Genomic DNA, 17,264 nt, shown 5'->3' on the forward strand with positions numbered 1-17,264 from the left:
CTCGGGTGACAGGATCGGACCACGGAAAACGGGGGACGGATTCCGGTGCCGGAGTGCGCGCACTCGTACTCCGGCATCCGGAGCCGGTCCGACGGCGGCTCGTACGGATCGCGTGACTCGTACGGCCGCCGCTCACTGCCCGCCGTACGTTTCCCCCGCCGGACCGGCCGCGCCACACACGGTCCGGGGCTACGCGCCGGCAGCCGGACGCCACCGCGGATCGCGGCCCGTCACGGCCAGCAGCGAATCGAAGGGCGTCGCGTCCTCGCCCACCGGCACCGGCTCCCCGAAGACACCCATCGCGCGAGCCGTCGGCGCCAGCGCCGCGAACCCGGCGCCGAGCGCCCGTACGACGGCGGCGTCCGGCTCGTAACGCTGGCCCGTCGCGCGGGCCACGTCCCAGGAGTGCACGGTCAGATCACCGAGTGCCATCGCGCCGACGGTCCGCGCGGGCATGTTCATCGCGCCCGTCAGGCCCTCTTCCGCCCCCGGCGCGCCCCATGCCTTGATCAGTCCGGCGATCTCGGCGGCGAAGCGGTCGTCACGGTCCTCCGCCAAGCGCTCGGGCGCGGCGCCGAAGTCGGACTCGCCCTTGGCGGCCAGCGCCTGGAAGTTGACGATCACCTGGAAGAGGTGGTCGAGCAGCCCGTGCACGTCGTACTCGGCGCACGGGGTCGGTTCGCCGAGCTGGTCGTCGCGTACCCCGCGCAGCACCGGGAGGGCGTCGGCCGCGGCCGTTTCGAGGAGGGTGCAGATCTTGTCGTCCATGCCTCCGACGCTAGGGACGGCGCCCCGGCGCGTATTGAACAAACGCGACATAGGATCCGGCCATGGCAGCTCCACGGCGCGACACGCGAGGCATCGTCGACGCCTCCGGGCTCTTCGCCCGGGTCGATTTCCGCCGCCGTCTGCCGGCGCCCGAGCTGCGCCGGTACGTGGAGTCGTACTGGCTGATCGACTGGGACCTGTCGGAGCCGTACGCCTCCCATGTCGTGCCGCACCCCTCGGTGAACGTGGTCTTCCAGCGGTTCGGCACGGCGCCGCCCTGGGGTGAGGTCGCGGGTATCGGCCTGGAGCTGTTCACGCAGAAGCTGGAGGCGGACGGCCGGGTGTGCGGGGTGAAGTTCCGCCCCGGCGGCTTCCGGCCCTTCGCCCCCGCGTGGCCGGTGTCCGAGTGGTCGGGGCGGCGGGTGCCGATCGCCGAGGTGCTGCCCGGGACGGACGCCGGCGTCGTCGCCGCGATCCTGGATCCTCCTGAGGAGGACGCGCGGGTCGCCGCGCTCGACTCGTATCTGCTGGGTCTGGGCGCCCGGCCGGACCCGCAGGCGGACGAGGCGATGAGGGTGGTCGGCCTGCTCGGTGCGGACCGTACGATCCGGCGGGCGGCGGAACTGGCGTCGGCGGCCGGTCTTTCGGTGCGGTCGTTGCAGCGGCTGTTCGCCACGTACGTGGGGGTCGGACCGAAGTGGGTCATCCTCCGCCACCGTATCCACGAGGCGCTGGAGCGGGCCGAGGCCGAAGAGGAGCTCGACTGGGCCGGGCTTGCCGCCGAGTTGGGCTACAGCGACCAGGCGCATCTGGTGCGGGACTTCACGGCGACGGTGGGCGTGCCGCCGACGGCGTACGCGCGCGCGGTTCAGTAGGCCGCTTCCGCGGGTCGCCTCAGTGGGTGCCGGTCGCGGCGACCACGCCCAGGCCGTGCGCGGCGGCGTACCGGAGCACCCGCAGCGGCCCGGCCAACAGCCCGGCCGTGTCGAACTCCCCCTCCGGCGCGTCCGTCATGGCGTACACCCACGCGTCGATACGGGCCAGCACCTCGGTACGCCGCTGTCCCGTCACGGCCAGCACGGACTCGGCGCCCGGGAGCACGGCCCGCACCTCGTCGGCAGTGAGGAGGAAGTCCCCGAACCAGCCCGGGAGTTGGGCGGACGCCTCGGCGCCGAGGCCGTGGTGGAGCGCGGTCGCCGGCTCCCCCTTCCGTACGGCCTCGACGAACAACCCGTCCGGATCGCTCCCCTGGGCGGCCGCGTGACGCAGCAGATCCGTCGCCGCGTCCTTCATGGCGGCCACGGCGGGCGCGGTGGGGCCGCCGCCGCGCGCGAACGCGGCGAAGCGGTGCGCGGCGGGGGTCGGTTCCGGGGTGAAGTACGGCTCGCGGTCGCCGCCGCCCAGCCACCAGCGCAGATCGTCGGCGCAGCCGTCGGGGACGGTCCAGGTCTCGTCGAGATGGGCGAACCTGCGCGGCAGGGCGACGACCTCGGCGTCGGGTACGGCGCCGACGGACCAGACCCCGGTGTAGCTCACGCGACCGCACCTCCCCTGGCGTTGTCAGTGCCTCGATCTACAGTCGGTTCCATGGAAATGAAATCACCCCAGGTGCGGCTGGAGCCATGGTCGGAGGGGGATCTCGGGCTCCTGCGCGCGGCGAACGCGCCTGAGCTGATGGAGCATCTCGGCGGCCCCGAGACGGAGGAGCAGGTGCTGGCCAGGCATCTGAGGTACGTCGCGCTGAGCGCCGACCGGACGGGCAAGGGGCGGATGTTCCGGATCGTCCTGCTGCCGGGCGGTGAGGCGGTGGGGAACACCGGCTTCTGGGAGAGCGCCTGGCGGGGGCAGGACGTGTACGAGACGGGCTGGGGGGTGCTCGGCGAGTTCCAGGGGCGGGGACTGGCGGCGGCCGCGACGAGGGCGGTGGTGGAGCGGGCGCGGGCGGAGCGCGAGCACCGCTTTCTGATGGCGTTCCCCTCGGTCGGCAACGGAGCGTCGAACGCGGTGTGCCGCAAGGTGGGTTTCGAGCTGCTCGGGGAGAGCGACTTCGAATATCCGGTCGGCCACACGATGCGGTGCAACGAGTGGCGGCTCGACCTCGAAGCGGAGTGAAGCGGATCTCGTGCCCGGCCCGCGCGGAAAGCTCTGGCCCGCCTCCCCGCCCGGTGTCATGCTGACGAGGTGAACGGACCGGAGATCCACCTCACCTTCGCCCCTGAGCTGCACGTCTTCGTCCCGGCCGGGCGGCGCGGCGGGCGTACCACCGTGCCCACGGACGGCTCGTCCACGCTCGGCCATGTCGTCGAATCCCTCGGTGTCCCGCTCACCGAGGCCGGTCGACTTCTCGTGGACGGACGCCCGGTGGCCACGTCGCACATCCCGGCGGCGGGCGAGTCGGTGGAGGTACGGGCGGTGGTCCGGCCGCAGCGCGTACCGGGGGCGCCGCTGCGCTTCCTCCTGGACGTCCACCTCGGCACCCTCGCGCGCCGGATGCGGCTGCTGGGCGTCGACGCGGCGTACGAGAGCGAGGACATCGGCGATCCGGCGCTGGCCGCGCTCTCGGCGAAGGAGCGGCGCGTTCTGCTCTCGCGCGACCGGGGACTGCTGCGGCGCAGGGAGATCTGGGCGGGGGCGTACATCTACAGCGACCGCACGGACGACCAGCTCCGGGACGTACTGGAGCGGTTCGCGCCCGTGCTCGCCCCGTGGACCCGCTGTACGGCCTGCAACGGCGCGCTGGGGCCCGCCGACAAGGACTCGGTCGAGGGCCGGCTCAAGGAGGGCACCCAGCGTACGTACGACGTGTTCGCGCAGTGCACGGAGTGCGGCAAGGTCTACTGGCGCGGCGCGCACCACACGCGCCTTGCGGCGATCGTCGACGAGGCCGTACGTGAATTCGGCGGCGCGGCGGCCTAGTCGACGGGTCTTCGGCGCGGCTGTCGGGCCTCAGTAGACGTACAGGTCGCCGGTGGCCGGGACGAGCACATGGTGCTTGTCGTTGTCCGGGTTGTGGTCGTCGGCGCCGCCGTTCCACACGGTCGAGATGTCCACGGAGACCTCGGCGGGATCACCGACCGTCCGCAGGTCGAGCAGGACCTCGCTGTCCCGCCCGTCCGCCCGCAGCTCGCCCGCCCGGCAGTACACGACCTGGTTCCCGCCCCACAGACAGGCGTCCGGCAGTTTCTGTCCGAAGGCCAGCGGTACGGAGAAGCCCAGCCGGGCGGTCGCGCCGGCCAGGCCCGAGGGACCGTGGTTGCCGGTCGAGAGCCGTACGGCGAGGCGTCCGCCCCACAGGGAGATATGCCCGTGGTGGGCCACGTCGGCCTCTACCGGTCCCTGTTCCCCGGGCGCACCGGCGTCCGGCTCCGCGCCCGGCCCCGTACGCGTACCGGAATCCGCGGCCGCCTCCATGCCCGAGCCCGGCATCGTGCCCAACGACACGGCCACGGCCGCGGTCGACACCACCAACATCACCTTACGCATTGCTCCCATAATCTGACGATATCGACTTATCACCTCATATCTGACCAACGGTCACTGTGTCGATCCGTCTTCCACCCGCATGGCAGCCTGGTCCCATGCTCGTGGCCCGCTCCGTCGCCCTCTTCGCCGTCGCCGCACTCTTCGAGATCGGCGGTGCCTGGCTCGTCTGGCAGGGCGTACGCGAACACAAGGGCTGGATCTGGATCGGCGCCGGTGTCATCGCGCTCGGCCTGTACGGCTTCGTCGCCACTCTCCAGCCGGACGGCGAGTTCGGCCGCATCCTCGCGGCGTACGGCGGCGTCTTCGTCGCCGGTTCGATCGCGTGGGGCGTGGTCGCCGACGGCTACCGTCCCGACCGCTACGACATCATCGGCGCGCTGATCTGCCTCGTCGGCATGGCCGTCCTGATCTATGCCCCGCGCGATCACTGACCCGCGCCGCCTGCCTATCCTGGCGGGACAAGTCGATCAGTCGCCCACACGCGCGAGGAGCACGCCATGACCGTCGCCGGTACCCCCACCGCCGTCGTCACCGGAGCGAGCAGCGGCATCGGAGCCGCCACCGCCCGCCAACTCGCGGCCGCGGGCCACCACGTCGTCCTGACCGCCCGCCGCAAGGACCGTATCGAGGCGCTGGCCGCCGAGATCAACGCGGCCGGGCACTCCGCCACCGCCCATGTCCTCGACGTCACCGACCGCGCGGCCGTGGACGCCTTCGCCGCCGAACTCGGCCGTCTCCCGTCCGTCGACGTGCTGGTCGCCAACGCGGGCGGCGCGCTCGGCGCCGACCCGGTCGCCAGCGGCGACCCGGACGACTGGCGGCAGATGTACGAGACGAACGTCATCGGCACCCTCCACACCACCCAGGCCCTGCTCCCCGCCCTCACCGCGAGCGGCAACGGCACGGTGGTGATCCTCTCCTCGACCGCCGGTTTCGCCACGTACGAGGGCGGCGGCGGTTACGTCGCGGCCAAGCACGCCGAGCACGTCCTGGCCGAGACCCTGCGCCTGGAGATCGTCGGCACACCGGTCCGCGTCATCGAGGTGGCGCCGGGCATGGTCAAGACGGAGGGGTTCGCCACCACGCGCTTCCGCGGGGACACCGAGCGGGCGGCGAAGGTGTACGAGGGGGTCGCCGAGCCGCTCAGCGCGGACGACGTGGCGGACACCATCACCTGGGCGGTCACGCGTCCCCACCACGTGAACATCGACCTGCTGGTGGTCCGTCCCCGGGCGCAGGCCTCCAACACCAAGGTCCACAGGGAGCTTTCATGACCGACGGCCCCGGGCCCGGCCCGGGTTCCGGCGTGCCCCACGACGCCCGCGGCGACGCGGCCGTCCGCCGGGCGAGCGCGGCACTGGAGACGTACACCCTCTCCGGCGACGGCTGGCGCCGCGGCCCCGGCGAAACGCTCACGCGCGTCCTGGCGGACCTGCTGCACTGGTCCGACGACACCCAGCGCGACTTCGACCAGGCGATGTCACGGGCACGCGCCCTGCACGCGGCGGAGCGGCGCGGCTGAGGGCTGTCCCGTAATCCGCGGTGGATCGGCGCACGGCGTCGGCGCGGCGAGGTGCCGTAGCCGACGTCGAGCCCGCGGGGGATCACGGGACAGCCCTCAGGGGCTGTCGACCCAGTGGGAGGGGCGTGTCAGGGCGGCCGGAAGCACGGTCGTGGCGTCGCCCCTCGCCGCGTTGAGCTGGGGCTGGGTGAGGAACAGGGCGCCGGTGAGATCGGCGCCCCGCAGGTCCGCGTCCCGGAAGTCCGCGCCGATCAGATCGGCCGTCCGCAGATCGGCGCCGCGCAGGTCGGCGGCGATCAGATACGCGCCCCGCAGATTCGCCCCCCGCAGGTCGGCGCCCTTGAGCCTGGCGCCCATCAGATCGGCGCCCCGGCGCTCCTTCCGCCTGCCGCGGACGCCCGCGCGTACGAGTTCGCTGGTGCGCAGCAGCAGTTCGTTCACGCCCGCCCGGTGACCGGCCACGTCCAGCTCCACCAGGGTCTCGGCGTCGCTCTCCGTCAGCCGCACGGTCGCGTCCAGCGCGGCCCGCAGATCGCCGTGCAGGCCCCGCGCGGGCTCCATCGTCAGGGCCTCGGTGAGGTAGCGGAGCAGTTCGTGCAGCTGACGCATCACGGGGAACGCGGCGTACATCGACCGCGCGCTCCCCGGGTCGTCCCGCCAGCTCTTCCCGCCGAAGGTCACCTGGGAGACCTGCTGGCCGGCGCCGAAGCAGTCGTACACCGTGCAGCCCTGGAAGCCCTTGTCCCGCAGGCGGGTGTGGATGCCGCAGCGGAAGTCCGTGCGCAGATTCGAGCAGGGCTCGCCCGCCCGCTTGTCGACGGCGAAGTCCGCCGACGCGGTGAAGGGCAGGGCGACACAGCACAGCCCGAAGCAGTTCTCGCAGTCGGCGAGCAGATTGGGTCGGTCGGACACGGAGCGGATCTCCCGGCTCGGACGGCAGCACTCCCGTCAGTGAACACCACACCGCGCACCGGCCGCGTACGGAGCCCGTCCGGAGCCCGTCCGGAGCGCGCCGTCCCCGCCGAGAAAATGGTTTGCCCGCCCGCCGGACCCGGTGGAACGCTCGCCGGCATGACGACGCCAGTCCCCCGCGTTGACCTGCTGGTCCGCCAACTCGACATGTGCTGGGCGCTGTTCGAGTACTACCTGAAGGACCTGGACGACCGGGCATGCCTCTGGGAACCGTCCCCCGACTGCTGGACGGTCCGCCCGGACGCCGAGGGCGACTGGGTCGCCGACTGGCAGGTCCCGGAGCCCGACCCGGTCCCCAGCACCTCGATCGCCTGGCTCACCTGGCACATCGGCTTCTGGTGGACCACCACCCTCACCCACTGCTTCGGCGAGGGAGCCCCACCGCGCGAGTCCATCCACTGGCCGGGCACGACGGAGGCCACGACCGCCTGGCTGAGCTCCCTGAAGGACTCCTGGCGCACCGAACTGCTCCGGCTCACCGACGCCGACCTGGACTCGAAGGAACGCACGGCGGGGCTGCCCTGGGGAGACAACATCGAGCTGGTCCACGTCGCCAGCTGGCTGAACTTCGAACTGACGAAGAACGTCGCGGAAATCGGCCTGACCCAACGCGCCTACGGGGCATCGACCCGGGCCGCCGGCGGTTAGCACGGCTGTGGCGGTGCCGCCGAACGCGGCACCGCCACCCCCCGTACCGCCCCCGTCAGCCCTTGACGCACACCACCTGCTTGAGCTTCGCCACCACCTCGACCAGGTCCTTCTGCTGGTCGATGACCTTCTCGATCGGCTTGTACGCGCCCGGGATCTCGTCCACGACGCCGGAGTCCTTACGGCACTCCACGCCCCGCGTCTGGTCCTCCAGGTCCCGCACGGAGAACTTCCGCCGCGCGGCGTTCCGGCTCATCTTGCGGCCGGCGCCGTGGGAGGCGGAGTTGAAGGACGCCTCGTTGCCCAGACCCTTCACGATGTACGACCCCGTGCCCATGGAGCCGGGGATGATCCCGTAGTCACCACTGCCGGCGCGGATCGCGCCCTTCCGGGTGACCAGCAGGTCCATCCCGTCGTACCGCTCCTCGGAGACGTAGTTGTGGTGGCAGGAGATCACGGGCTCGAAGGTGACCTTCGCCTTCTTGAACTCCTTGCGGACCACGTTCTTGAAGAGGTCCATCATCACGGCGCGGTTGTAACTCGCGTACTCCTGCGCCCAGAACAGGTCGTTGCGGTACGCCTTCATCTCCGGGGTGTCGGAGACGAAGACGGCGAGATCGCGGTCGATCAGGTCCTGGTTGTGCGGCAGGGCCTGCGCGACGCCGATGTGGAAGTCCGCCAGCTCGTTGCCGATGTTCCGGGAGCCGGAGTGCAGCATCAGCCAGACGGAACCGGTCGAATCCAGGCAGAACTCCACGAAGTGGTTTCCACCGCCGAGCGTTCCCATCTGCCTCACCGCGCGCTGCTGACGGAACTTCACCGATTCCGCGATCCCGTCGAACCGGTCCCAGAAGTCGTCCCAGCGCGCGCCGACCCCGTCGGGCTCGATCAGCTCGTCATGCATCCCGCGCCCCACCGGAATGGCCTGCTCGATCCGGGAGCGGAGGCGCGACAGGTCGCCCGGGAGGTCGTTCGACGTCAGGGACGTCTTGACCGCCGACATGCCGCAGCCGATGTCCACCCCCACCGCGGCCGGGCAGACCGCGCCCCGCATCGCGATGACCGAGCCGACCGTCGCGCCCTTGCCGAAGTGGACGTCGGGCATGACCGCCAGGCCCTTGATCCAGGGCAGCGTCGCGACGTTCCGGAGCTGCTGCATCGCGACGTCCTCGACCGAGGCGGGGTCCGTCCACATACGGATGGGGACCTTCTCACCCGGCACTTCCACGTACGACATAGTTCCTCGATTCCCCCGAAAGTCTGAAAGAGCAAAAACCGGATCCAGGACCGCCAAACCAGACAGCGGACCGGCATCCACGGCAATGCGTGAGGTAGACATTGTGTCCACCGCACGCCATGCGGCGGCAAACCCTTTTCGCGTGAACTCGCCATGTGTGCGGAACCAGGAACCAAGCACGGCACCTGCGTAGTTCTCACCAGTGCGACCACTAGAACTCATGTCCACACCGCGTAGATAAGGAGCCCAGGGACCGTGCAGCGAAAGGCGTACGTACCCGGCCTGGCGGCGCTGCTCGTGACGCTCGTCGCGGGATGCACCTCCGGTACCGACGGCGACGGCTCCGACATCGACGCCAAGGCCGGTGTCCCCACCACCTCCGTCGCGCCACCGGGCAAGTACCGCACCCTGCGTGAGCCGTGCGGGTCGGTGGACCGCGCCACGCTGCGCGATCTGCTCCCGGGTGCCGGCCAGCTCCCCGAGGACCAGCAGGAGAAGGTGCTGGGCGGCACGGCGGCCGTGACGTACGACACCGACCGCCGCGTCGGCTGCTCCTGGTCGGCCGACGCCCCGAGCGCCTCGCACCACCTGGTGATCGATGTCGAGCGCGTCGTGTCCTACGACCCGGCGGTGAGCGACGCCGACAAGGCGCAGGAGGTCTACGCGAAGAAGGAGGACGGCGCTTCCCTGCCGCCTCCCGTCGACGAGGACCCGGAGAGCGACCCGAGCCCGTCCGGATCGCCGTCGGGATCCCCCTCCGGATCGCCCTCGGGATCACCGTCCGCCGACAAGACCCCCAACAGCGGTACGACCACCACCCCCGGCAACACCGCGCCGCCCCCCGGACTCCAGCCCCGGCTGCTGGACAACCTCGGCGACGCGGCCTTCGTGGACGACGTCTTCGCCCCGTCCGGTTCGGCCGCCAAGCGCCGTACGGTCAGCGTGGTGTTCCGCACATCGAATGTGGTCGTGACGGTGCGGTACGCGGAGCAGCCGGCGCATCCGACGACGGTCCCCGACAGCAAGGAACTGCAGGAAAAGGCCCGGGGACTGGCCCGGAAGCTGGCCGACCAGCTCAACGAGTAGGGGCGGGCCGAGGGACCGCGGCCGCGTTCCCGCCCGGCGCCCCCGCGGCTCCGAGTCGGCCGCCCGGGCCCTGAGTCGCGCCCCGGGCGGCTACCGTGGCCGATCGGACCGTATGACTGCCGACTGAAGGAACACTGAAGGAACCATGCAGCGATCAGCCCCGCGACCCAGCCGCTCCCGCACCCGCACCCGCGTACGCATGCTCGCCTGCGCGGCCGTCCCGGTGATGATCGTCGCCGCGGGCTGCTCGTCCGACTCCGACGGCGGCGGTGACGCGGACAAGCCCGCCGCCACCGCCTCGAAGGCCGCGCCGAAGGTCGCCCCGGCGAAGTTCACGACGCTGCCGGCCGACCCGTGCAAGTCGATCGCCGCGAAGACGATCACGGACCTGGTGCCCAAGGCGAAGGACAAGTCGGGCTCGGCGGGGAAGTCCTCGGACATCACGACGCGCGGCAGCTGCTCGTGGAACGGGCTGGACGACAACGGCGTCAAGGGCTCGCAGTACCGCTGGCTGGACATCTCCCTGATGCGGTACGACTCCGAGGAGGGTCTCGGCTCCGGCCAGGACCGCGCCGCGGACTACTACAAGAAGGAAGTCGCCAAGGCGCGCGCCACCCAGGGCGCGAAGGGCATGAAGGCTGCCCCGGCCGCGGGCGTCGGCACCGAGGCGACGGCGGTCACCTACAGCGTGACGAAGACGGGCGAGTCCTTCGGCTACGCGACGGTCGTCGCGCGCTCCGAGAACGTGGTGATCACGCTCACGTACAACGGCGCGGGTTACGCGGGCGCGAAGTCCCCCGCGGCCTCGGACCTGGTGAAGGGCGCGACGAAGGCGACGAAGGAAGCGGTGGCGGCCGTTCCGGCGGCGACGGAGTAGACCGTTCCGGGGCGGGGACCCCGGCGCCGCCGGGCTCATACGGCGATTGAGGACAAACAGCCCACCACGTGCCCGTTCCCGCCTCAACTCCGGGCCGCGCAAGGCTCCCTGCGCCACAGCACCCGTACACATGTGCCAGGCTGTGCCCCGCCAGACAACCAGGACGGGAGGGGCAACGGGTGGCCGCGATGCAGCTCACTCGCACGCACCGAATACTCATCGGCATCGTCGTCGCCGGCGCGGTTCTCATCGCCGCGATCGGTTTCGCGGGGTCGTACGCGGCCGTGCGCGAACTCGCCGAGCAGAAGGGCTTCGGCAACTTCTCCATCGTCTTTCCGATCGGCATCGACGCGGGCATCTGCGTCCTGCTGGCGCTCGACCTCCTGCTGACCTGGCTGCGGATCCCGTTCCCGCTGCTGCGCCAGACCGCGTGGCTGCTCACCGCCGCCACGATCGCCTTCAACGGCGCCGCGGCCTGGCCCGACCCGCTCGGCGTCGGCATGCACGCGGTGATCCCGATCCTCTTCGTCGTCTCCGTCGAGGCGGCCCGCCACGCGGTCGGCCGGATCGCGGACATCACCGCCGACAAGCACATGGAGGGCGTCCGCCTCACCCGCTGGCTGCTCTCGCCCATCCCGACCTTCAAGCTGTGGCGGCGGATGAAGCTGTGGGAGATCCGCAGCTACGAGGACATCATCCAGCTCGAACAGGACCGGCTCATCTACCAGGCCCGGCTCCAGGCGCGCTACGGCCGCAACTGGCGCCGCAAGGCACCCATCGAGGCGATGATGCCGCTGCGGCTCGCGAAGTACGGCGTCCCCCTCGCGGACACCGCCCCGGCCGGCCTCGCCGCGGCGGGCATCGAACCCGCCCTGCTGCCACCGGCCCCCGCCCCCGCGGCCGTAGCGGAACTCCCCCAGGCACCGCGGCAGCCAGAGAACCAGCAGGAGTGGCAGGAACAGCAGGAGCGGCAGGAGCAGCAGCCCGAGCTCACCGAGGAAGAGTGGATCCAGCTCCAGAAGGAGGAGCAGTGGGCACGGGAGCACGGCAACCAGCCCCAGGACACCGGTGGCGCCCCCGCTCACGAGAGCCCCTGGTTCTCCGGCCGGCGGGCGCCTGAGGGCCCGTACGAGGGCTCGTACGACCCCATGTACGACCCCCAGCAGTACGACCAGCAGTACGACCAGTACGACCAGCAGCAGTACGAGCAGTACGAGGACCAGCAGCCGCAGGCGGACCGGCAGCCGGAGCAGGAGCAGGAACAACAGCAACAGGCCCAGCAGACGCAGCACTTCCCGCCCCGCCGCCCCCTCGGCCCGCAGCCCCAGGTCGAGTTCGAACCCGACGTCGAGCCCGGGCCCGAGGCGGAGGAGTTCCCCGTCCCCAGCCTCCCCGAGGGCATGTCCCGTGACGAGGCGTACTTCAACGCCTTCCGGAGATACGTCAGCGAGCGCCAGGACATGCCCAACGCCCGCCAGTTCGCCATCTACCTGCAGGATCTGTACGGCGTGGTGGGCCGTACCGGCGGCCCGTTGAGCGAGAGCTCCCTTCGCGGCTATCTGAAGGACTTCAGGCGCCGCTACCAGGAGCAGCTCGACGCGCAGGACGCCGAACACATCGCCTGAACCACGACCTGATCAGCGGCACGCACCGGCCACCGGGGCACCCCCCGGTGGCCGATCGCGTCCCGCACCAGTCCTAGCCCCCCAGCAGCGTCCGTACCCGGTCCGCCCCCACCGCCAGCAGCAGCGTCGGCAGCCGCGGCCCGGTGTCCCGGCTCACCAGCAGCCGGTAGAGCACGGCGAAGAACGACCGTTGCGCGGCCTTCAGCTCCGGCGTCGGCTTCGCGTCGGGCTCCAGCCCGGCCAGCACCTTCGGCACGCCGTAGACGAGCGTCGTGAGCCCGTCGAGCGACCAGTGCGCCTCCAGATCCGCCAGCAGCAGCCGCAGCGCCTCGCGCGTCCGCTCGTCCAGCGACTCCAGCAGCTCCCGGTCGGGCTCGTCCCGCACCACCGTCCGGGCCTCGGCGGGCACCTGGGTGGTGATCCAGTTCTCCGCCTTGTCGAGCCGGGGCCGGGCCTCGTCAAGCGAGGTCAGCGGGTCGGCCGGGTCCAGTTCGCCGAGGATGCGCAGCGTCTGCTCCTCGGCGCCCGCCGTGACGTCCACGACGGACGCGAGCGTGCGGTACGGCAGCGGGTGCGGCGTACGCGGCAGCGCACCGGTCGCCGTGGCCGTGGCCCGCGAGTAGGCCGCGGCGTCGGCCGCCTGCACCGAACCGTCCGCGATCTTGCGCTCCAGGGCGTCCCACTCGTCGTACAGCCGCTGGATCTCCTGGTCGAAGGCGATCTTGAAGGACTGGTTGGGCCTGCGCCGCGCGTACAGCCAGCGCAGCAGCGGGGCCTCCATGATCCGCAGCGCGTCGGCCGGGGTCGGCACGCCTCCCTTGGAGGACGACATCTTCGCCATCCCGGAGATCCCCACGAACGCGTACATCGGCCCGATCGGCTGTTCACCGTCGAAGATCTCGCGCACGATCTGCCCGCCGACGACGAACGACGACCCGGGCGACTGGTGGTCGACACCGGACGGCTCGAAGATCACGCCCTCGTACGCCCAGCGCATCGGCCAGTCGATCTTCCAGACCAGCTTGCCGCGGTTGAACTCGCTGAGCAGGACGGTCTCGCCGAACCCGCAGTCCTGGCAGACGTAGGTCAGCTCGGTCGTCTCGTCGTCGTACGCCGTGACGGTGGTCAGGTCCTTGCCGCAGCCCTCGTTGCCGCAGTACGGCTTGTACGGGAAGTACCCGGCCGACCCGGCGCCGTCGTCCTCGTCGGCCGCGCCCGATCCCTCGGCGGCCTCCAGCTCGGCCTCGTCGACCTTCTTCTGCTGCGGCTTCTTCCCCGCGCCGGGGCCGCCGGCCGCCTTGTCCTTCGTCCGGTAGCGGCCGAGGATCGCGTCGATCTCCCCCCGGTGCCGCATCGCGTGCAGGATCTGCTCGCGGTAGGTCCCCGCCAGATACTTCTCGGTCTGGCTGATCCCGTCGTACTCGACGCCCAGCTCCGCCAGCGACCCGATCAGCTGCGCCTTGAAGTGCTCGGCCCAGTTCGGGTACGCGGACCCGGCCGGGGCGGGCACGGACGTCAGTGGCTTGCCGATGTGCTCGGCCCAGGTGTTGTCCACGCCCGGGATCCCGGCCGGCACCTTGCGGTACCGGTCGTAGTCGTCCCACGAGATGAGGTGCCTGACCTCGTAGCCACGCCCGCGGATCTCGTCGGCGACGAGGTGCGGTGTCATGACCTCGCGGAGATTGCCCAGGTGGATGGGGCCCGAGGGGGAGATGCCGGAGGCGACGACGACCGGTTTGCCAGGCGCACGTCGCTCCGACTCGGCGATGACATCGTCCGCGAAACGGGAGACCCAGTCGGTCTCTGTGCTCTGAGCCACGGTCGGCACGTCCTTCTTTCTGCTGCGCGTTGCGGGATTCGCCTGCGATACCGGCGACGACGGCCATTGTCCCAGGTCGCCCGACGATGCGAAAACGCCTTGTCGCCGCGTGGGAGAATGGCCGTATCGCTTGAACCACGTGTCAACCCGACGCCTACAGGAACGGCTCCCAGCCCATGGCCCCGGTCACTTCCCTCGCTTCGACCGTCGATCAGCGCATCGCGGACGCCCTCTCGGCAGCCCTGCCGGAGGCCGGCCCCGCGGACCCCCTGCTGCGACGTAGCGACCGGGCGGACTTCCAGGCCAACGGGATGCTGGCGCTCGCCAAGAAGCTGAAGGGCAACCCGCGCGAGCTGGCCGCCAAGGTCGTGGACCAACTGGCCACCGGCGATGTCGTCAAGGAGGTCGAGGTCTCGGGCCCCGGCTTCCTCAACATCACCGTCACGGACCGGGCGATCATCGAGACGCTGGCCGCCCGGTCCTCGGACGACCGCCTCGGCGTCCCGTTCGCCACCGATCCCGGCACCACCGTCATCGACTACGCGCAGCCCAATGTCGCCAAGGAGATGCACGTCGGCCATCTGCGCTCGGCCGTGATCGGCGCCGCGATGGTCGAGATCCTGGAGTTCACCGGCGAGAACGTGATCAGGCGCCACCACATCGGCGACTGGGGCACGCAGTTCGGCATGCTGATCCAGTATCTGACCGAGCACCCGCACGAGTTGGACCACAGCGGCGGGCAGGAGGTCTCCGGCGAGGAGGCGATGTCGAACCTCGGCCGTCTCTACAAGGCCGCCCGCACGCTCTTCGACTCCGACGAGGAGTTCAAGAACCGCGCGCGCGACCGGGTCGTCGCGCTCCAGGCCGGTGACGCCGAGACCCTCGCCAGGTGGCAGCGGTTCGTCGACGAGTCGAAGATCTACTTCCACTCGGTCTTCGACAAGCTCGACATGGAGATCCGGGACGAGGACGTCGTCGGCGAGTCCGGCTACAACGACATGCTCGAAGAGACCTGCCGCATCCTTGAGGAGACGGGCGTCGCCGTCCGCTCCGACGGGGCGCTCTGTGTCTTCTTCGACGACGTGCTGGGCCCCGACGGCAATCCGACACCGCTGATCGTCAAGAAGACCAACGGCGGTTACGGGTACGCGGCGACCGACCTCTCCGCGATCCGCGACCGGGTGGGCAACCTGAAGGCGAACACCCTGCTGTACGTGGTGGACGCCCGCCAGTCGCTGCACTTCCGGATGGTCTTCGAGACCGCGCGCCGGGCCGGCTGGCTGAACGACCAGGTGCACGCCGTCCAGCTCGCCTTCGGCACCGTCCTCGGTAAGGACGGCAAGCCGTTCAAGACCCGTGAGGGCGAGACGGTGCGGCTGGTGGACCTGCTGGACGAGGCCGTGGAGCGCGCGTCGGCGGTCGTCCGCGAGAAGGGTGAGGCTGTCGGTCTCACGGAGGACGAGATCGTCGAGCGCGGGAGGCAGGTGGGCATCGGCGCGGTGAAGTACGCCGACCTGTCGACCTCCGCCGCGCGGGACTACAAGTTCGACCTGGACCAGATGGTGTCGCTGCACGGCGACACGAGCGTCTACATCCAGTACGCGTACGCCCGGACCCGGTCGATCTTCGGCAAGGCCGGTGACCGTACCCCGGTGGCCCGCCCCGAGCTCGAACTGGCCCCGGCCGAGCGGGCGCTGGGGCTGCACCTGGACCAGTTCGGCGAGGTCGTGGCGGAGGCCGCCTCGGCGTACGAGCCGCACAAGCTGACCGCGTATCTGTACCAACTGGCGTCGCTGTTCACGACGTTCTACGACAAGTGCCCGGTCATCAAGCCCGCGCCCCCGCAGGAGATCGCCGAGAACCGCCTGTTCCTGTGCGACCTCACTGCGCGGACGCTGCACCAGGGCATGGCGCTGCTCGGCATCCGTACCCCCGAGCGCCTGTAGGCCGTCGACCGGCGCGGCCAGGAGCCGCGCCGGTCGACGCCTCGGCGAGGGCCCTACGCGGCGCGCACGCCCGGCAGCACCTCCGGGTAGGTCACCTCGTCCGGCAGCCGGTACCCGAGCGCGGTCAGCCGTGCCGCGACATCCGCCGGGCTCCGGCCCGTCAGACTCGCGCTGCGCAGCACATCCTCCAGGTGGACGTCGTCCAGGTACGAGCGGTTGACCGTCTCCAGCAGCCGGATGTCCGTCTCCTCGGCGGTCTCGGGCAGGTTCGCGTTCTCGTGCAGCCAGTGGCCCAGCGCGGCCAGCCTCTCGGCGACCTGCGCGGGCGTGCGCCCCGTGATCCGGGCCGCGCGCAGGATGTGCCGCACCTGGAGCCCGACGACGTCGTTCTTCATCAGCCAGGGCGTTCGGCCGTCGAGGTTCTCACTGAGGAGGACCAGGTCGTCCGGCTCCGAGGTGTCGGGCACGTTCCCGCCCGGCCGCTGGCAGCCCAGTTCGCTCAGCCGGGCGACGATGTCGGCGGGCGGGCGGCCCGTGTCGCGGGCGACGGCGAGGATGTGCGCGACGGGCGCGCTCCCCCAGCGGCCGATCCAGCCGCCGCCGGGAACATCGGCGTACTTGAGAAGCCTCTCGTCGGCCGGTTCCGGGGTGAACGGCAGCCGCAGGCCGAGCTCGATCAGCCGCACGGCCGCGAGGTGCGGACTGCACGACAACTCCTGTGCCACGCCGAGCACATGGTGCCCGGACACCTCGTCGCCCCAGCCGAGCCACTTGCCCCGGCGGTCGACGCGGATCAGCCCGAGATCACGCGGATTGGCGGTCTCGGGCAGCGGCCGGGCGCCGGTCCCGACCCGGTAGCCGTAGGCGGTCATGCGCCGCGCGACATCGGCCGGGGAACGCTCGGCGCGGGCCGCCGAGTCGACGATCTGCCGCAGGGACACGGTCGTCCCGACATCGACCGGTTTGAGGCCCCACCTCCTCTCCGCGCTCTGGAGCAGCGTGGCGTCGTCGGGCTCGACTGCGTCGGGCAGCGGGCCCTCGGGGCGCTGCACGTCGGCGTAGCCCAGTTCGCCGAGCCGTACCAGGACGGCGTCGGGGCTCCACTTCAGCCGGGCCGCGACGAGCAGCACGATCCCGTAGGGCACCTGCTTGGCGGGGTCCCGCCAGGGGTAGCGGCCGTTCAGGTTCTCGCTGACGATCAGTTGGTCGTCCGGGTCCTGGGACTCGGGGGCATGGGGTTCGGGTTCGCGGGGCATGGTGCGGCCTTTCAACGGTTCGACG

The 17,264-nt window shown here is 71.1% G+C and carries 18 protein-coding genes; 11 read left to right on the forward strand and 7 right to left on the reverse strand.

Translation table 11 applies throughout. The annotated features are described in order from the left end of the window. Positions 1-189 precede the first annotated feature (189 nt). Complete coding sequence (locus tag IEY79_RS14095; RefSeq protein ID WP_189107760.1) at positions 190-768, reverse strand: TIGR03086 family metal-binding protein; 579 nt, start codon at positions 766-768, stop codon at positions 190-192. A 62-nt stretch (positions 769-830) separates the two neighbouring features. On the opposite strand from IEY79_RS14095, the gene IEY79_RS14100 reads away from it, so the two are divergent. Beyond that, positions 831-1,643: a helix-turn-helix domain-containing protein gene (locus tag IEY79_RS14100; RefSeq protein ID WP_189107761.1), complete on the forward strand. Its 813-nt coding sequence runs from the start codon at positions 831-833 to the stop codon at positions 1,641-1,643. Positions 1,644-1,662: 19 nt separating this feature from the next. On the opposite strand, the gene IEY79_RS14105 is transcribed toward IEY79_RS14100, so the two are convergent. Beyond that, positions 1,663-2,304: a hypothetical protein gene (locus IEY79_RS14105; protein ID WP_189107762.1), complete on the reverse strand. Its 642-nt coding sequence runs from the start codon at positions 2,302-2,304 to the stop codon at positions 1,663-1,665. 51 nt (positions 2,305-2,355) lie between these two features. Between IEY79_RS14105 and IEY79_RS14110 the strand changes: the two genes are divergently transcribed. After that, a complete protein-coding gene (locus IEY79_RS14110) occupies positions 2,356-2,880 on the forward strand; it encodes a GNAT family N-acetyltransferase (protein ID WP_189107763.1) in 525 nt (174 codons plus the stop codon). Between the two features lie 69 nt (positions 2,881-2,949). After that, entirely contained in the window at positions 2,950-3,684 is a 735-nt protein-coding gene (locus tag IEY79_RS14115) for a Mut7-C RNAse domain-containing protein (RefSeq protein ID WP_189107764.1), read from the forward strand. Positions 3,685-3,714: 30 nt separating this feature from the next. Here the strand turns inward: IEY79_RS14115 and IEY79_RS14120 are convergent, their stop codons facing one another. Continuing rightward, complete coding sequence (locus tag IEY79_RS14120) at positions 3,715-4,260, reverse strand: hypothetical protein (protein ID WP_229700857.1); 546 nt, start codon at positions 4,258-4,260, stop codon at positions 3,715-3,717. An 86-nt stretch (positions 4,261-4,346) separates the two neighbouring features. Here IEY79_RS14120 and IEY79_RS14125 point away from each other — a divergent pair, with 86 nt between their 5' ends. The 3 genes from IEY79_RS14125 (at position 4,347) to IEY79_RS14135 (ending at position 5,773) form a co-directional block, all read left to right on the forward strand. Beyond that, entirely contained in the window at positions 4,347-4,682 is a 336-nt protein-coding gene (locus IEY79_RS14125; protein ID WP_189107765.1) for a YnfA family protein, read from the forward strand. 66 nt (positions 4,683-4,748) lie between these two features. Continuing rightward, positions 4,749-5,525, forward strand: a complete 777-nt coding sequence (locus IEY79_RS14130; RefSeq protein WP_189107766.1) for an SDR family NAD(P)-dependent oxidoreductase — start codon at positions 4,749-4,751, stop codon at positions 5,523-5,525. Next, positions 5,522-5,773, forward strand: coding sequence for a hypothetical protein (locus IEY79_RS14135; RefSeq protein ID WP_189107767.1), 252 nt, complete (start codon positions 5,522-5,524; stop codon positions 5,771-5,773). Before IEY79_RS14130 ends, IEY79_RS14135 begins: the two co-directional genes overlap by 4 nt. A 96-nt stretch (positions 5,774-5,869) precedes the next feature. Here the strand turns inward: IEY79_RS14135 and IEY79_RS14140 are convergent, their stop codons facing one another. Then, a complete protein-coding gene (locus IEY79_RS14140) occupies positions 5,870-6,685 on the reverse strand; it encodes a pentapeptide repeat-containing protein (RefSeq protein ID WP_308426668.1) in 816 nt (271 codons plus the stop codon). A 159-nt stretch (positions 6,686-6,844) separates the two neighbouring features. Between IEY79_RS14140 and IEY79_RS14145 the strand changes: the two genes are divergently transcribed. Further along, positions 6,845-7,393, forward strand: coding sequence for a DinB family protein (locus tag IEY79_RS14145; protein ID WP_189107768.1), 549 nt, complete (start codon positions 6,845-6,847; stop codon positions 7,391-7,393). Between the two features lie 55 nt (positions 7,394-7,448). On the opposite strand, the gene IEY79_RS14150 is transcribed toward IEY79_RS14145, so the two are convergent. Then, positions 7,449-8,630 (reverse strand): RtcB family protein, encoded by a 1,182-nt coding sequence (locus IEY79_RS14150; protein ID WP_189107769.1) that lies wholly within the window; start codon positions 8,628-8,630, stop codon positions 7,449-7,451. Between the two features lie 255 nt (positions 8,631-8,885). On the opposite strand from IEY79_RS14150, the gene IEY79_RS14155 reads away from it, so the two are divergent. The 3 genes from IEY79_RS14155 (at position 8,886) to IEY79_RS14165 (ending at position 12,218) form a co-directional block, all read left to right on the forward strand. Further along, positions 8,886-9,716: a DUF3558 domain-containing protein gene (locus tag IEY79_RS14155; RefSeq protein WP_189107770.1), complete on the forward strand. Its 831-nt coding sequence runs from the start codon at positions 8,886-8,888 to the stop codon at positions 9,714-9,716. Between the two features lie 145 nt (positions 9,717-9,861). Further along, on the forward strand, positions 9,862-10,593 hold the full coding sequence (locus IEY79_RS14160; RefSeq protein WP_189107771.1) for a DUF3558 domain-containing protein: 732 nt from the start codon (positions 9,862-9,864) through the stop codon (positions 10,591-10,593). Positions 10,594-10,772: 179 nt separating this feature from the next. Continuing rightward, on the forward strand, positions 10,773-12,218 hold the full coding sequence (locus IEY79_RS14165) for a DUF2637 domain-containing protein (RefSeq protein WP_189107772.1): 1,446 nt from the start codon (positions 10,773-10,775) through the stop codon (positions 12,216-12,218). A gap of 73 nt (positions 12,219-12,291) precedes the next feature. Here IEY79_RS14165 and lysS read toward each other — a convergent pair whose 3' ends face one another. After that, on the reverse strand, positions 12,292-14,046 hold the full coding sequence (lysS, locus tag IEY79_RS14170; RefSeq protein WP_189107773.1) for a lysine--tRNA ligase: 1,755 nt from the start codon (positions 14,044-14,046) through the stop codon (positions 12,292-12,294). A gap of 167 nt (positions 14,047-14,213) precedes the next feature. Between lysS and argS the strand changes: the two genes are divergently transcribed. After that, positions 14,214-15,983, forward strand: a complete 1,770-nt coding sequence (gene argS / locus IEY79_RS14175) for an arginine--tRNA ligase (RefSeq protein ID WP_189107774.1) — start codon at positions 14,214-14,216, stop codon at positions 15,981-15,983. A 53-nt stretch (positions 15,984-16,036) separates the two neighbouring features. On the opposite strand, the gene IEY79_RS14180 is transcribed toward argS, so the two are convergent. Beyond that, positions 16,037-17,239, reverse strand: coding sequence for a wHTH domain-containing protein (locus IEY79_RS14180; RefSeq protein WP_189107775.1), 1,203 nt, complete (start codon positions 17,237-17,239; stop codon positions 16,037-16,039). Positions 17,240-17,264: the final 25 nt, after the last annotated feature.

Origin of the sequence: Streptomyces camponoticapitis, assembly GCF_014646115.1 — a bacterium.
Classification (GTDB): domain Bacteria; phylum Actinomycetota; class Actinomycetes; order Streptomycetales; family Streptomycetaceae; genus Streptomyces; species Streptomyces camponoticapitis.

What these genes read in the sequence shown, in the direction of transcription:
- IEY79_RS14095 (WP_189107760.1), bottom strand. Translation starts at nt 768, where the DNA reads ATGGACGACAAGATCTGCACCCTCCTCGAAACGGCCGCGGCCGACGCC.
- IEY79_RS14100 (WP_189107761.1), top strand. Translation starts at nt 831, where the DNA reads ATGGCAGCTCCACGGCGCGACACGCGAGGCATCGTCGACGCCTCCGGG.
- IEY79_RS14110 (WP_189107763.1), top strand. Translation starts at nt 2,356, where the DNA reads ATGGAAATGAAATCACCCCAGGTGCGGCTGGAGCCATGGTCGGAGGGG.
- IEY79_RS14120 (WP_229700857.1), bottom strand. Translation starts at nt 4,260, where the DNA reads ATGGGAGCAATGCGTAAGGTGATGTTGGTGGTGTCGACCGCGGCCGTG.
- IEY79_RS14125 (WP_189107765.1), top strand. Translation starts at nt 4,347, where the DNA reads ATGCTCGTGGCCCGCTCCGTCGCCCTCTTCGCCGTCGCCGCACTCTTC.
- IEY79_RS14130 (WP_189107766.1), top strand. Translation starts at nt 4,749, where the DNA reads ATGACCGTCGCCGGTACCCCCACCGCCGTCGTCACCGGAGCGAGCAGC.
- IEY79_RS14135 (WP_189107767.1), top strand. Translation starts at nt 5,522, where the DNA reads ATGACCGACGGCCCCGGGCCCGGCCCGGGTTCCGGCGTGCCCCACGAC.
- IEY79_RS14145 (WP_189107768.1), top strand. Translation starts at nt 6,845, where the DNA reads ATGACGACGCCAGTCCCCCGCGTTGACCTGCTGGTCCGCCAACTCGAC.
- IEY79_RS14150 (WP_189107769.1), bottom strand. Translation starts at nt 8,630, where the DNA reads ATGTCGTACGTGGAAGTGCCGGGTGAGAAGGTCCCCATCCGTATGTGG.
- IEY79_RS14160 (WP_189107771.1), top strand. Translation starts at nt 9,862, where the DNA reads ATGCAGCGATCAGCCCCGCGACCCAGCCGCTCCCGCACCCGCACCCGC.
- argS (WP_189107774.1), top strand. Translation starts at nt 14,214, where the DNA reads ATGGCCCCGGTCACTTCCCTCGCTTCGACCGTCGATCAGCGCATCGCG.
- IEY79_RS14180 (WP_189107775.1), bottom strand. Translation starts at nt 17,239, where the DNA reads ATGCCCCGCGAACCCGAACCCCATGCCCCCGAGTCCCAGGACCCGGAC.